The 13,949-nt window shown below is 37.7% G+C and carries 12 protein-coding genes; 6 read left to right on the top strand and 6 right to left on the bottom strand.

All coding sequences use genetic code 11. The features are described from left to right. Positions 1-39: 39 nt before the first annotated feature. The gene (locus tag TSP02S_RS06410; protein WP_052465354.1) at positions 40-1,059 is read right to left on the bottom strand and encodes a glycoside hydrolase family 130 protein; all 1,020 of its coding nucleotides are present in this window, start codon (positions 1,057-1,059) and stop codon (positions 40-42) included. Between the two features lie 244 nt (positions 1,060-1,303). Here TSP02S_RS06410 and TSP02S_RS06415 point away from each other — a divergent pair, with 244 nt between their 5' ends. From TSP02S_RS06415 to TSP02S_RS06440, 6 genes are read left to right on the top strand one after another with little or no spacing between them, the layout of a single operon-like run. Beyond that, positions 1,304-2,443: an ROK family transcriptional regulator gene (locus tag TSP02S_RS06415; RefSeq protein ID WP_041082788.1), complete on the top strand. Its 1,140-nt coding sequence runs from the start codon at positions 1,304-1,306 to the stop codon at positions 2,441-2,443. Positions 2,444-2,466: 23 nt separating this feature from the next. After that, positions 2,467-3,708 (top strand): ABC transporter substrate-binding protein, encoded by a 1,242-nt coding sequence (locus TSP02S_RS06420; RefSeq protein WP_041082790.1) that lies wholly within the window; start codon positions 2,467-2,469, stop codon positions 3,706-3,708. 55 nt (positions 3,709-3,763) lie between these two features. Continuing rightward, positions 3,764-4,627: a carbohydrate ABC transporter permease gene (locus tag TSP02S_RS06425; protein WP_052465356.1), complete on the top strand. Its 864-nt coding sequence runs from the start codon at positions 3,764-3,766 to the stop codon at positions 4,625-4,627. Continuing rightward, entirely contained in the window at positions 4,624-5,448 is an 825-nt protein-coding gene (locus TSP02S_RS06430) for a carbohydrate ABC transporter permease (RefSeq protein WP_041082792.1), read from the top strand. Before TSP02S_RS06425 ends, TSP02S_RS06430 begins: the two co-directional genes overlap by 4 nt. Positions 5,449-5,461: 13 nt before the next feature. Further along, positions 5,462-7,255: a glucosidase family protein gene (locus TSP02S_RS06435; RefSeq protein WP_041082796.1), complete on the top strand. Its 1,794-nt coding sequence runs from the start codon at positions 5,462-5,464 to the stop codon at positions 7,253-7,255. A gap of 16 nt (positions 7,256-7,271) precedes the next feature. Then, positions 7,272-9,095: a DUF6259 domain-containing protein gene (locus TSP02S_RS06440; RefSeq protein WP_144380738.1), complete on the top strand. Its 1,824-nt coding sequence runs from the start codon at positions 7,272-7,274 to the stop codon at positions 9,093-9,095. Between the two features lie 28 nt (positions 9,096-9,123). Here the strand turns inward: TSP02S_RS06440 and gyaR are convergent, their stop codons facing one another. From gyaR to TSP02S_RS06465, 5 genes are all read right to left on the bottom strand, one after another. After that, positions 9,124-10,110 carry a glyoxylate reductase gene (gene gyaR, locus TSP02S_RS06445; protein WP_041082801.1) on the bottom strand — a complete coding sequence of 329 codons (987 nt, stop codon included), beginning with the start codon at positions 10,108-10,110 and terminating at the stop codon, positions 9,124-9,126. Further along, entirely contained in the window at positions 10,111-11,049 is a 939-nt protein-coding gene (locus TSP02S_RS06450) for a sugar phosphate isomerase/epimerase family protein (protein ID WP_232503672.1), read from the bottom strand. A gap of 16 nt (positions 11,050-11,065) precedes the next feature. Further along, positions 11,066-11,836: an HpcH/HpaI aldolase family protein gene (locus TSP02S_RS06455; RefSeq protein ID WP_052465357.1), complete on the bottom strand. Its 771-nt coding sequence runs from the start codon at positions 11,834-11,836 to the stop codon at positions 11,066-11,068. Continuing rightward, a complete protein-coding gene (locus TSP02S_RS06460; RefSeq protein ID WP_041082803.1) occupies positions 11,833-12,813 on the bottom strand; it encodes a hydroxyacid dehydrogenase in 981 nt (326 codons plus the stop codon). Before TSP02S_RS06460 ends, TSP02S_RS06455 begins: the two co-directional genes overlap by 4 nt. Positions 12,814-12,934: 121 nt before the next feature. Further along, complete coding sequence (locus TSP02S_RS06465) at positions 12,935-13,939, bottom strand: LacI family DNA-binding transcriptional regulator (protein ID WP_144380739.1); 1,005 nt, start codon at positions 13,937-13,939, stop codon at positions 12,935-12,937. Between the last annotated feature and the right edge of the window lie 10 nt (positions 13,940-13,949).

Here is a 13,949-nt window from a genome sequence, read left to right on the forward strand (position 1 = left end):
TCAAAAATTAACACAATCGTCAAATACAATAGTTCTAAGCTAAAATTCTTCACAGGTTGAAACGAGATCTTCAACTTTGGTTGTAGCAAGGCAGATCACCGTGTCTGCGGCACCATAGTAAATCTTTAGTTCATCACCTTCCAAAATAGCCCCTGTTGGAAAGACTACATTGTTTCTAAATCCATCACTGGTCTCATACTTTTCCTCCGGTACAATGAGAGGTTCTTTACATAAACCCAAAACTTTGGTCGGGTTTTTTAAATCAAGCAACATAACACCTGCTGTGTAACGCTTGGTCCATTTTTCTTCCCAACCATTCTTTCCTCTTGATGAATCAATATCTACAGCATGAAAGATTACTAACCAACCACTGTCGGTTTTAATAGGGGGTGCTCCTGGACCAATTTTGATGTTGGCAAATAGTACATCTTCCACCGCAAGGAGAAGCTTGCTGTCTCCCCAATATCTCAAGTCTGGTGAAAAACTGATCCAGATATCAAATCTTTCTAAACCTAACCTGCCATAAACTGGAAACGGTCTTTCGAGTCTTACATACATACTATTTACTTTTTCTGGAAAAAGTACGATATTTCTGTTATCTGGCGTTGAGAGATCGATGATCTCAAATTGTTCGAAATCCTCCGTTTTTGCAATGCCTGCTCTTATTCCATGCCATGTGTCAACGGCAAAGGTCATATAGATCTTTTCTTCGATTGTAACTAATCTTGGATCATAAACTCTTATAAAATCTTTCTCATTTAGTGTAAAATGCAGCGGTTCTGGTTTAACCTTCCATTTTATTCCATCTTTGCTCAGTGCCAACCCCAGATTTGTTCCATCGATTCTTTTTTCTTCAAAAGAACCATAATCATTTCGAAAGACCATTATATAACGATCTTTTAGTTTGCAAACACCAGGATTGAATACAAGTGCAGAAATATATGGCACATCTTTGTAAGTGAGTATAGGATTGGCTGGGTGTCTTTTGATAATGTTCTGAGATTTCAATTCACCAACTGGTTTTGGTTCGAAATTTTCTCTGATTTTAGAAAGATCCATTGCTTATCTACCCCCTTTTTGAAATCATGATAATGTTACACGAAAAACTATAAATCGAAATAGTACGATTTTCCAAGGATAACTTTTGCTATCGGAATAAATAGGGATCTAAACACGAAAAAACTGCCTTTGGAAATGCGGAGATTAGTTTTTGATGTATTTTCTGATTTGTTAACATTTGACAAAAGATGCAGTTAGAAGCAACATTTAGTTAGTAATATCTAACTAAATCGAGGTGTTTGTTTTGTTAACCGATCTTGAGGCAAGAACTCTGAAGGTTATACGAGATTCTGGTGAAATATCTCGACTTGAAATATCTAAACTCTTAAACCTGAGTAAACCTGTTATAAGTCAGGCGGTGGCTCAGCTGATTAATAAAGGACTTGTAGTCGAATCCAATATTTGTAAGTCTTCTATAGGAAGACCAAGGATCAACCTAAAATTCGTTTCGGATGCGTTTTATTGTATAGGTGCCGAACTTGAAGAAAATACGTTCGAAATAATCATTACTGATCTCTCTGGAAATGAGAAAAAGGCTTTTCAGGAAAGAATTCCTCACACAAAAGATTCACTTGATATCATTGAGTGGTGTTCCGAAAAAATCAAAGAGTTGATAAGGCAATCGAATCTGCCAAGGGAAAAATTTTTAGGAATAGGAATTGGGATATCGGCCATGGTCGAACCGAACACAGGATTAGTGAGAACGGCTCCAGCATTTGGTATGAAGGATTTCAATCTCCAAAACACGCTTCAAATGATGCTCGACCTTCCTGTATACGTAGCAAATAGAGTTAAATTGGCTGCATTTGCCGAGCACAAACTCGGAGCAGCAAAAGGTTTTAAGGATGTACTTTTTATATATTTGGATAGTGGTCTTGGATCTGCAGTTATTTTAAACGACGAATTATTCCAGGGATTTTATGGTAAAGCAGGAGAATTTGGATGGTTGATAACCGATATTGATGTCACAAAAGATGACATTTGTGAAGAACAAAATTTTGGACATTTGGCAAGGAAAATATCAGGTCATTGTTTGAGAAAGTACTTGGGTGAGATCGTTCAAGATACCGATCTGAGAGAAATTATCATGGCGATTAAGCAAGGGCAGATCGAAATGGGAAAGAAGTTGAGAAGATCTTTAATGCATCTTGCCGCTGCAATAGCCAATTCAATACTCATGTTTGATCCGCAGATTGTAATCATCAAAGGGAGAATCGGACAAAGATATTTCTCAGAAATCTTGGAAATTATTGAGCAATTTCTTTATGAGTTCTTGCCACTACAGTTTTATGAGAACCTTGAATTTCGCAAAGGTATGATTGATAAGTATGATGTGGCATTGGGTGGTGTCTTTTTGGTTCAAAAGAAAGTTATGAATATCTAAATTACTCAAGGGGAGGTGGTTTCATGCGGAGAATTTTTGCAATGTTACTTGTTTTAGCGACGGTTCTCTCAATGGCTGATGTGGTCTTAATGTGGTTTACAGATGGTCCAGATTATGACGTCATGCAGAATCAGGTTGCAAAATTCGAAAAGGTTTATGGTGAAAAAGTTGTTGTTCTGAATCTACCCTATTACTTGGAATACAAACCCAAACTTGCTGCAATGGCTAAAGCGGGTTCACCACCAGATGTTGCAAGGGAAACCGACTTATTACCATGGCTTGATTACGCAATAGATATGAAGCCTTTAGTTGAGAAGTACACCAACATGAAATTCGAAGATTGGCTTGAAAATGTCTCTTTCTACAAACCAGCCTTTAAAAAGATCTATGAAAAATTCGGTAAAGTAATAGGCATACCGTACACTTCGGATGCTCACGCAGTTTTTTACAACAAAGAGATTTTCAAGAAGGCTGGTATAGAAGTACCAAAAGACAGACCTTGGACGATTGATGAATGGTATGCTGCAATGAAAAAAATCAAACAAAGTGGTGCAGCAAGATATGCCCTTGTTTATGATTTCAGTCCCTACAGATTTTCAAATTTACTGTATGTCTTCGGTGGCGGTATTTGGGACCCTGAAGGAAAAAATATAATCATTGATTCACCAGAATCGATCGAGGCTCTGGAGTTTTTCGTCAAACTTCATGACGAAGATCTCATACCGAAAGCCGTTTGGTTAACTGGCGACGCACCGGCAAAGTATTTCCAAAACGGTATGGCTGCAATGTATGTCTCTGGCATATGGATGCTTGCCCAATTCAAAGAACAATTGAAATTTGATTGGGGCGCCATTATGTGGCCATACAAGCGTCAAAGAGCTGTAATGACAGGTGGAAAGTATATAGTTCCATTCACTGAAAAAGGTGCACAGCTTGCACTATTCTTGACCAATGAAGAAAATCTCGCAGAATTTGCCGGAAAACTTTATCTGATACCTGATAGAAAAGATTTGAGTGGTAAGGTAAAGGTTGAAGATCCTGTGATCAAAGAAGTTTACGATGTGGTGATGAAGGATCTTGATGAATCAGGAAGGGGAAGTCTTGTCGCGGATTGGTATGATCCAGATACAGCAGCTATAATACAAAAGAACAGAACAGTTATAATCGATGCGATAAAATCAGCGGTTGCCAAAGAAAAAACTCCTGCGCAGGCTTTCAGAGATCTTGCAAAGTTTCTGAGAGAAGAAGTCGCAAAAAGTAAATGAGCTTTCTTGGGTGGGGAATCCCACCCAAGTTGTTTTAAATCTGGAGGGAAGAACTTTGAAAAAACAACTGGTCCCATGGTTATTTCTTCTGCCAAATCTCTTGATCTTTGCGATATTCATAGTAACACCTGCTCTGAGTAGTTTTTATTATTCTTTTACAGACTATGATATGCTCACCTTTTCTGGGAAATTCGTTGGTTTGTCTAATTTCATTAGTCTTTTTCGCACGCCAAGTGATTTTAGCCATGTATTGACCAGAACATTTTTTTACACGTTGCTTGTTGTTCCTTTAGTTTTCTTTTCTTCACTTGGTTTGTCAGTAATAACTACATCGGATTTTATTTATGGTAGATCTTTTTTAAGGGCACTTTTCTATTGGCCTTGGCTTTTATCACCATCAATCATAGGTATCAGTTGGAAATGGTTTTTGGATTATGATGCAGGATTGATAAATATAATTCTCATAAAAATGGGTTTAAACCCGATATCATGGTTGATAGATAAAAGATTAGCGTTTTTGAGTGTCACGTTGGTGACGGTTTGGAATGTTGCGGGCTATTTTATGGTTATGTTCAATGCAGCACTTACAGCTATCCCAGTTGAAGTCTATGAAGCGGCATCATTAGACGGCGCAAATAAATGGACAAGGTTTTGGAAGATCATCTTTCCTCTACTCAAGCCTACTTCAGTACTTGTGATAATTCTTTCAACAATTATGGCGATGAGGAGTTTTGAAGTGATATATGTTTTTACTTCTGGAGGACCTGGAACATCAACGACAATGGTTGCGCAAAAGATATACCATACTGCCTTTATGGAAAGAAAGCTTGGCATGGCCTCAGCAATGTCTATAGTACTGTTCTTAATCTTGATAATTCTCTCATTATTACAATTCAAAGTTTTGGAGGAAAAGCAATGAAAAGAAGAAAAAGGATTTTTTTAGTAATCTTGAATCTCGTTGTGTACGTTTTTGCATTTTTGTACGTTCTTCCGATATTGTGGACTGTCTTTTCGAGTTTTAAGGAAGAATCTGATCTTTTTTCGTGGCCTCCTCGTTTGGTAACCAAGTTGACTATGATCAACTACAGAAACGTTTTTTCTAAAACACAACTTCCTTTGTTCATGAGAAATTCTTTCTTTATTTCGATTTTTGCGACCATTATTACCGTTTTGATAAGCATAATGGGAGGTTATGCGCTGGCAAAGTATCACTTTCGTTTTAGGGGTTTTATCTCATCTTTCACTTTGTCGATGTTGATGATTCCATTGCAAGTGATAATGGTTCCAATTTATTTGGTGCTCTCGAAGATAGGCATGATAAACACCTTATGGGGTTTGATAATACCACCTTCTGCAACACCTACGGGTATATTTCTTGCACAGAGATATCTTTTGTCTGCACTTCCAGATGAAATCTTAGAAAGTGCAAGGATTGATGGAGCAGGGGAGATGAAGATTTTCTTTAAAATAGTACTACCACTTTCAACGCCACTTATAGCAGCCCTCTCGGTATTGTCTTTCACTTGGAGATGGAATGATTTTCTCTGGCCATTGATTGTCGTTGGTACTCCCAGACTGTACACTGTTCAATTGGCTTTGGGAATGTATGCCGGTGAACATATAGTGCAGTGGGGACCTTTATTGGCAATGACGGTAATATCAATGATTCCTGTTTTAATTGTCTTCTTGCTACTCCAGAAATACTTCGTGAAGGGTATAGCAACTGGTGCTTTAAAATGAGGAAGTGACTTATATGGATTATAAGATATTGGATAACGGTACTATCCTTTACGAAAGGGCCTTAGAGACTTTTATACTTTCCAATTTGGAGCAGACCTTAATTATGAAATATGGTGAACCTAAGCAACTCTTTTCTTCGAAACATGGTTTAGTGTTAGAGTTTGTGAAAACAAATATTGGTGAACCTGTTTTGTCAAGATACTGGCCAAATGGGTGTTATTTTCAAAGAGAGAATATGAACTGGTCTTTTTTAACCGCGAATGATATAGTCTCCACTCTCTTTTTTATAAATGGTTTGAAAAGACTTGAGCTTCTCTTCAAAGTACCACTTAAGAGAAATTTCAAAGTACCATTTTTTAAATCGATAGACCTTGAAAGATCATTAAATGTCTCTTTTTTTAACGGATTAGTGAATTTTTCAGACATTTTGAAGATCAAGATCGTGGAAGGAAAGTTGATTAAATTCGAGCAGAAAAATGACAGACTCTTTGAGCTTGTGATCGAGAGCAACGATAAAGGTTTTATAAAACTCTCATTTGGTAGTCAAATTTCAGTTGATGGATCTGAGGAAGATCAGAACAGAGTTTATCTGAAGAAACTCGATGAGCATTGCCCTGGTGCTTTGAATAATTTGGAAAAAGCCCTGTATTTTTTCTCGGTACATACAGCACTTTCCTGTTGGAAAGATTTTGGAACTGTCAAGGCTCTGTCAGCAGGTAACAATTACAGTTTTCCTCCAAGGACTTATTTCAGAGACGGTTTTTGGACGTCACTCACACTTTTGAAAATCGATTCAAAACTCGTTAAAGAACAAATCCTTACCTTAGCTCAAGGAGTTCATGATGATGGTTGTCCAAGCGCGGTAATGTTTTTAAATGACGACGAAAAAAGATTGTTGAGAGATCTTGCCATGAGTTCATCTCAACTTGCTCAGTTTGTAAGATATGAAAACGACTGGTGGTCAAATCATCACGACTCGGGCCCATTGTTTGTGTTATTAGTTTTCGAGTACATTAAATTCACTGAAGATCTTTCAATCTTATCTGAAAAAGTTGATGGAAAGACTATCTTAGAAAAAATAAAAATTATTATACGTCAGATAGATAGCTATCCTAAAAACAAGGATGGTTTGATGCTCAAACCATATGATTCAAACGATTGGGCTGACAACGTCTTTAGAAATGGTTTGGTTAGCTATGATTTGGCATTCCAGATAGCTGCACTTGGTAAAGCTTGTGAGATTTTCAAAATGCACTCAGTCAAGGATATCGAATTATGCAAAAGATTCAACATAACGAAAAAACTCTTCAACCAAAGATTATTCGATCATGAGAAGGGTTATTTCTATGATTTTGTTGGTACCTATGTTGAAGATCATCTCAGTTTAGATACAATTGTCGCAATTTTATACGATATCGCAGACAAAGACAAAGCTTTATCAACACTTTCTAAAATGCATGACCTTCTTGAGACACGGAACAATTCCGAACAACCATATGGTGATTGGGGCGTTATGAATGTGTGGCCACCTTATAAGAAAAGGTCCCATCTTTTTGGGAAAAGTGCATTCCCATTTAGGTATCATAACTCGAGTTGTTGGCCTTATTTGAATTGCGCTTATGCCTTAGCTCAGTTCAAAAATGGGTTCGATCCATCTTATGGTCTTCTCGAGTGGTGGAAATATTCGTTGAAGCATGGTTGGCTGAATTTAGTTGAATATTATTCACCTGCTTATCATAGAGGAGGTTTGAATCAAGGTTGGAGCTCATTTGCAGGTTTTGTAATAGATGAAATATACAAAAAATGAATCAGGAGGTGCTTACATGGTCGAGAAATGGGATCATTACCCAGTTTATATGTGGGCAGGACCAGGTACGATAAGGATCAATAAAGTCAAATTCCCTGGTAAATCTATTGATGAACAAGTTCATATCAAGGGAGGCTTACGTGAGGGTGCAGCTCGGCTTAAGAAAATGGGATACAATTGGGCTTATTGTAGTTATAACTGGGGGTTTCCTCCAGAAATCGAGAAGGAAGATCATGAATATTTCAGAAAGACTGTTGAAGAGTATCATGCGCAAGGCCTTAAAGTATTTGGATATGTACAGTTCTCTAATGCAGTTTTCACTGGTTCATACTTGACAAAACGCTGGTACGCTTTAGATCCTTATGGTGAAAAGATAAATTATTATTCTGGCAGATACTTAGTTTGTCCCACAGATCCAGAGTGGAAAGAGCATTTGAAAGAAATCGTGATTGGAATAGTCAATGCAGGAGCTGACGGTGTTTTCTTTGATAACATGTTTGGTTCATGGTTTGGTTTTCGCCCATGTTATTGTGATAGATGTCAAGATTTGTTCAAAGAGTTTGCAGAAAAACAGGGTTTCGATGTCAAAGGTATACCACATCACCTCAGTGAGAATATTGAATCAAGACTCTACTTGATTTGGAGAAGAAAGATAATTTGGCAAACAGTGGAGGAACTTTCTGAAGTTGCACGGAAGCTCAAAAAAGATATCTTGATTTCTTCAAACTCTTTCGAAGCAGGTATAAGTGAACTTTCGATCATGGCTGGAATAGATCTGAGAGAGGCTTTCAGAGTACAAGACTTAGTTATGATAGAAAATCATCAAATTCCGAGAAAATTTCATGATATACAGATCTTTAATACGATGACCTATAGAATAGCTCACGCACACAGCAAGGGGAAGGCTGTAACTTCTGTACCCTACATGTTTGGAATCGGAGATGATTCTGTTTATCCTGTTAGATTATACCTTCAAGCTATGGCAGAGGCATATTCAAATGACTCAGTGATGGTTCTCAAAGGCACGGAATATTTTCACAATGGTAAGTGGACTTTGCTGACGGACGATCAGTTTGAAGATGTACGTAATCAGATAGAGAATTATCACAAATGGTACAAACAAAATCTTGTTAAAGATCTCTATGGTGAGCGTGCGGCAAGAATAGGTATCTTTCATCCTTATGATTCGTTAACCTTTCATTGGGAGAAAACAGCACTACCTTTCTTTGCAGCACAGCACGAATTAATTCGTTCGAACATAGATTACAAAGTGGTTTGGGACAATTTTGAAGGAGTAGATCTTCTGCTTGTACCACCAATCTTTGAAGAAAATGAGATAAATATCGTGAAAAAATTCAAGAAAAATAAGATCTTTCTTGGCTATTCGCCTTTTGAAAATGAAAAATTGATATGGAGTGATGTATACAAAATAATCTCTCTTAATCAGAAACCCGAACAACAATTGGCTTTAGAACAAGATTTAGCATTATTGAATTTTTCAACATATTTTAATGATCAAGTATGGAGAGAGCGACTTCAAAAAAATGGTTTTTTGTTCTTCAATTATCTCAATTACTGTTATACATTTACACATCCTTTCAATGCTGAAGAACTCATTGAGATAGTCGAAAACTATCAAGATTGGAAAATAAAATCAGATGGTTTTGTTATCACAACTTCATACAAACAGGACAATCTTTTGAAGGTACATGTTGTGAATCTTGAAGAAAGGAAAACGGAAATTGATCTGGTGTTACCACAAGGATTCGAATTAAAAGAAGTATGCGAATACAGTTGCGATGGGGTTTTTGTACATAGAATTTATTTCATCAGCACATGAATTCTGAAATAAAAGTGAGGCTCTCGCCTCACTTTTTCTTTAAGACTTCGATATTCACCAAATTTGGTGGCACCTCACCACTCAAGGCCTTTACAATGTTCTCGGCCGCCATGATAGACATTTTTGTTCTTGTATTGTAGGATGCCGAACCAATGTGCGGTGCAAGAACGACGTTTTCTAATTCGAGTAGTTCTGGCTCAATTTCTGGCTCATTCTCGAAAACATCGAGTGCAGCTCCTCTGATCCAATTTTCCTTTAACGCTTTAACAAGGGCTTTTTCGTCCACAATTGGACCACGTGCTGTATTTATCAAATAAGCTTCTTTCTTCATGAGCTTCAATTGATCTTGACCTATCAGATGATGTGTCTGTTTTGTAAGTGGAAGATGTAAGCTGACAAAATCTGATTCTTTCAAAAGTGTTTCTAAATCAACGTATGTTGCATTCAGTTCTTTCTCGATTTGTTCATTAACCCTTGAACGGCTATAATAGAGAACCTTCATCTTGAAACCGATAGCTCTTCTTGCGACGGCTTGACCTATCCTACCAAAACCAATAATACCCAATGTTGCCCCGTAGAGATCTGTACCCAAGAGCAACATGGGTTCCCATCCGCGAAATTTGCCAGCCCTAACGAATTTGTCGCCTTCGACGATCCTTCTGGCAATGGCCATCATCAACGCCCATGCCAGATCGGCGGTAGTTTCTGTAAGAACTCCCGGTGTATTGGTCACCATGATACCTCTTTTAGTGGCCTCTTCAACATCGATGTTGTTGTAGCCAACAGCATAATTTGCTATTACTTTTAGTTGTGGCCCCGCTGCTTCTATGACTTCTTTGTCTATCGGGTCAGCCAGAAGGCACAAAAGACCGTCAATGCCTTTTACTTTTTCCAAAAGAATTTTCTTTGGTATAAGACCATCATAATCACTAACCTGCACATCAAAGTTTTCAAACAATATTTTCAAGCCTTGTTCTGGTATTTTACTTGTTACAAAAACTCTTGGTTTTGTCATTCACTGAACCTCCTTTAAAAGTTTTGAATACGCCATGAGAAAGGTTCTTTTTGCGTTTGCAACTACAAGATCTGGATCTTCATCTGGTAATGGTTTTACTTCAAAAGATATCACAGGTTTTTGGGTTGCAACCTTTTTTTCAAAGTAATTGTTCTTCAAAAGTGCTTTCAGAAAATAAGTGAGTTCTTCGACATCGTTGCTTCCACCTTTTATACCAAATCTTGGATGTAGATCTCCATAGGAAGGGTGATCTTTTTCAAGAACTGCGTTACCAATGTGAACGTGTGTTATGAAAGGTGAAAGTAAACCGATTGTGTAAAATGAATCTTCAAAAAGTAATGGTTGGTGAGAAAGATCAATGGTAAGACCAAAGTTTTCACAAGAATTTCTGACTTCTGACGCAATTTCAAATGCCACAGGTGCTGGTCCAACGAGAGCTTTTTTGTCCACAGACCAATCAAAGACTTCCAGATTCACTGCAACTGTGTAGCCATGTTCTTTACCTTTTAATTTGGCGTAATCACATAACTCTTCAAGTGATTTTACAAGTTCTTTTTTTGCGTTTTCAATCTGACTATTTGGCATCTTACCACTCAAAAATGCCACTGCCTTTGCACCACTGATATACGCTTTGTCGATAGATGCCTTGGCTTCTTGGACTGCTCTGAGTCGTTCATTCTCATCAAGTGAATTCAAATTGAGATTTTTTGTTAGTATCAGAGGTTGTGCTGCAACGAGTAATTCGACCTTTGCCGTTTCACACATCTTTCCTATTTTTTTGAAAGTATCTTCATCTACAAGCGCACTTACTTCAACGGCCTGGAAAAATTCATCGTTGAGCACTCTTTTAATCGTTGAGAGTATTTCTTCCTGGGTTTTTGCATTTGGATAGGCCATAAAATGTATCAAACCCATATAGAATCGATCGTGCCATATCAATTCATATCGCCTCCTGTTAAAACATTCTCAGAGAATCCACTATCTTTCTCGCACTATCTACAATTAGATTTATATCACTTGAACAAACCAAGAGTTTCATACCCATCTGAGCCCAAGGTTTAATTGCGTCAGGTGTTGAAAGATGTATACCACATGGGATGCCAAGATCCAGAGATTTTTGGACAAATTTTGCCACATAGCTTTGGACAAGTGGATGATCAATTTCACCAGGAAAACCAAGATCTTGGGAGAGATCGTTTGGCCCCAACAAAAACGCGTCAACCCCAGGCATTTTGAATTTATCGAGATTTTCTATAGCCTTTCTACTTTCGATTTGAAGAATTATCATTGTATTTTCATTTGCCCATTTGATATATTCTTCTTTTTTGACGGATGAAAAACCCACCGGTGCCTTTCTTGTAGCCATACCTCTTTCACCCACAGGGTAATATTTTGTTGCTTTTATCACTTGTTCAACAACGTCTATTTCCTCAATTTGTGGTATTAACAAGCCCTCTGCACCACAATCAAGTGGTCTTGATAAGTTGTGATGGCCAAACCTTGTAGGTACTCTTACTATGGGTGTTATTCCACCGGCTTTTGCAGCCCATATCATATCTTGTACGGTTTCAAGACTAAACGACGAGTGTTCAGTGTCTATGACAAAAAAATCAAATCCCGCTGTGGCAAGCATCTGGGCTATACTCGGTGTTCTGATTTCACTCACCATTGTTCCAATAACTGTTTTCCCCTCTTTCAGGAGTCTTTTTGTTTTATTTTCCTTCATCTTGTCACCTCATAACCGTATTTTTTTAAGAGATCTGTATTAGTTGGAAAGGTTGGTATCTTACCTGAAAGCACCTCTATCACACCTTGTGCTGCATCTTGAGCCATTCTCACTACACATTCTTTTGTTAAAGCAGAATTATGAGGTGTGAGCAAGATCTTGTCACAATTGAAAAATGGATGATCAGATCTTGGTGGTTCCTCTACAAAGACATCTGTAGCTGCTCCTGCGATCCATCCTTCATTTAAAGCTTTCAACACGGCATTTTCATCCCATAATGGCCCACGCGCCATGTTTATGATGAACGCAGTTGATTTCATCAATCTAAGTTGTGTCTCGCCTATGAGATTTCTTGTCTCGTTTGTAAGTGGTGCGTGTATGGTGACAAAATCAGATTCTTTCAAAAGACTTTCCAAAGATACAAGTTTCACACCAATTTCATTGGCTTTTTCTTTGTTAACATATGGATCGAATGCCAAAACTCTCATTGAAAAAGCCAGCTGGCATTTTTTTGCAACAAGTGTGCCGATTCTTCCAAGGCCTATTATTCCCAAAGTTTTCGAATCCAGATCTATAGTAGAGAATAAATCTCGTATCTTGAAGTTGTTATTTCTTGTTTCATAGTCCATTTGTTTGAGTCTTTTTGCGAGTGCGAGAATAAATGCAATGGTTGCTTCTGCTACAGAGATGGCATTTGCATTGGGTGTATTCACAACCCAGATGCCTCTTTTTGATGCCTCTTCAAGATCTACATTGTCCAAACCAACACCATGACGAGCTATTACCTTTAATTTTGGGGCACTTTGAATGACCTTAGCTGTGAAAGGCGATGTTCTAACTATGACACCATCAACATCAACTATTTCCTTTGCCACAGTCTCTGGGTTGGCATCAGAGGCGTGAACGATTTCAAAACCTGCTTTTTTTAACAACTCAATCCCACTTTCGTGAATGGGTTGAACGATCATCACTTTCATCCGTATCCCTCCAAAGACCTATCCTATTTTGAGGATATCTCAAATTCTATTTATACACTGAATTTGCCAATTTTGAGACAGGGATTTTCTTGTCCAAATGTGAGGATAAATCGAAATCGTATCAGGTGGTTTTCCTGATTATTAATTCAACATCCAGTATCAACTGTTTACAATTCTTTCTTCTGCCACTGATCCTTTCCAATAAAGTTTTGAAGGCTTCAAAACCCATTTCATATTTCTTGATTTGGATGGTGGTCAAAGGTGGGCGAAAATAAGATGCAAAACAAATATCGTCATAACCAACGACCGCTACATCTTCTGGAACTTTTTTCCCAAGTTCATCCAGTGCTTTTATCGCACCAAATGCGAACATATCGTTGTAGCAAAATATAGAATCAAAATCTACACCCCTTTTGATTGCTTCTTTGACACCCATATAGCCTGCTTCCATGTTTTTGTTATATGGTACAGTGACAAGGTAATCTTCAGAGAGTTCTATATCTGATTCAAAAAGTGCTTTTTTATAACCTTCATATCTCATTTTAGATGCGGAATTATCCATGTTTGTGTTTATGAAAAGTATGCGTTTTCTGCCCTTTGAAATTAGATGTTTTGTCGCCAAATAACCTCCCTTGATCTCTTCGTTGTATATTTCATCGATATCTGAACGGTACATATGTCTGCCGATTAATACAAAAGGAAAATTCATCTTCAAAAGTTTTTCAAAATCCTCTGTGTTTTGTCCAAATGGACTGATCAAGAGTCCTTCAACTCTTCTTTCAAGTAAAGTAGTAATAGCCTGTGATTGCGTTTTTGGATCTGTTTCTGTGTTCATCAAAAGTAATTGATAACCGAATTTTCTTGTGGCAACTTCAATACCTTTTAGAACTTCGGCAAAAAAAGGATTGGAGCTGTCTTCTATTACAACTCCAATGGTTTTTGTCTGATTTCTTCTCAGTGCGAAAGCTGTTGAGTTCTTTATATAACCGATTTCTTTGGCTATTTTAAGTATCTTCTGCCGAGTCTGTTTACTTATATCTTCCTTACCCCTCAATGCTTTAGAAACGGTATTAATCGAGACACCGGCTTGTTTGGCGATATCTTTCATTGTCACGTATTTTTTCACTTACTCTCAC

The organism is Thermotoga profunda AZM34c06 (assembly GCF_000828675.1).
Lineage (GTDB): Bacteria > Thermotogota > Thermotogae > Thermotogales > DSM-5069 > Pseudothermotoga_B > Pseudothermotoga_B profunda.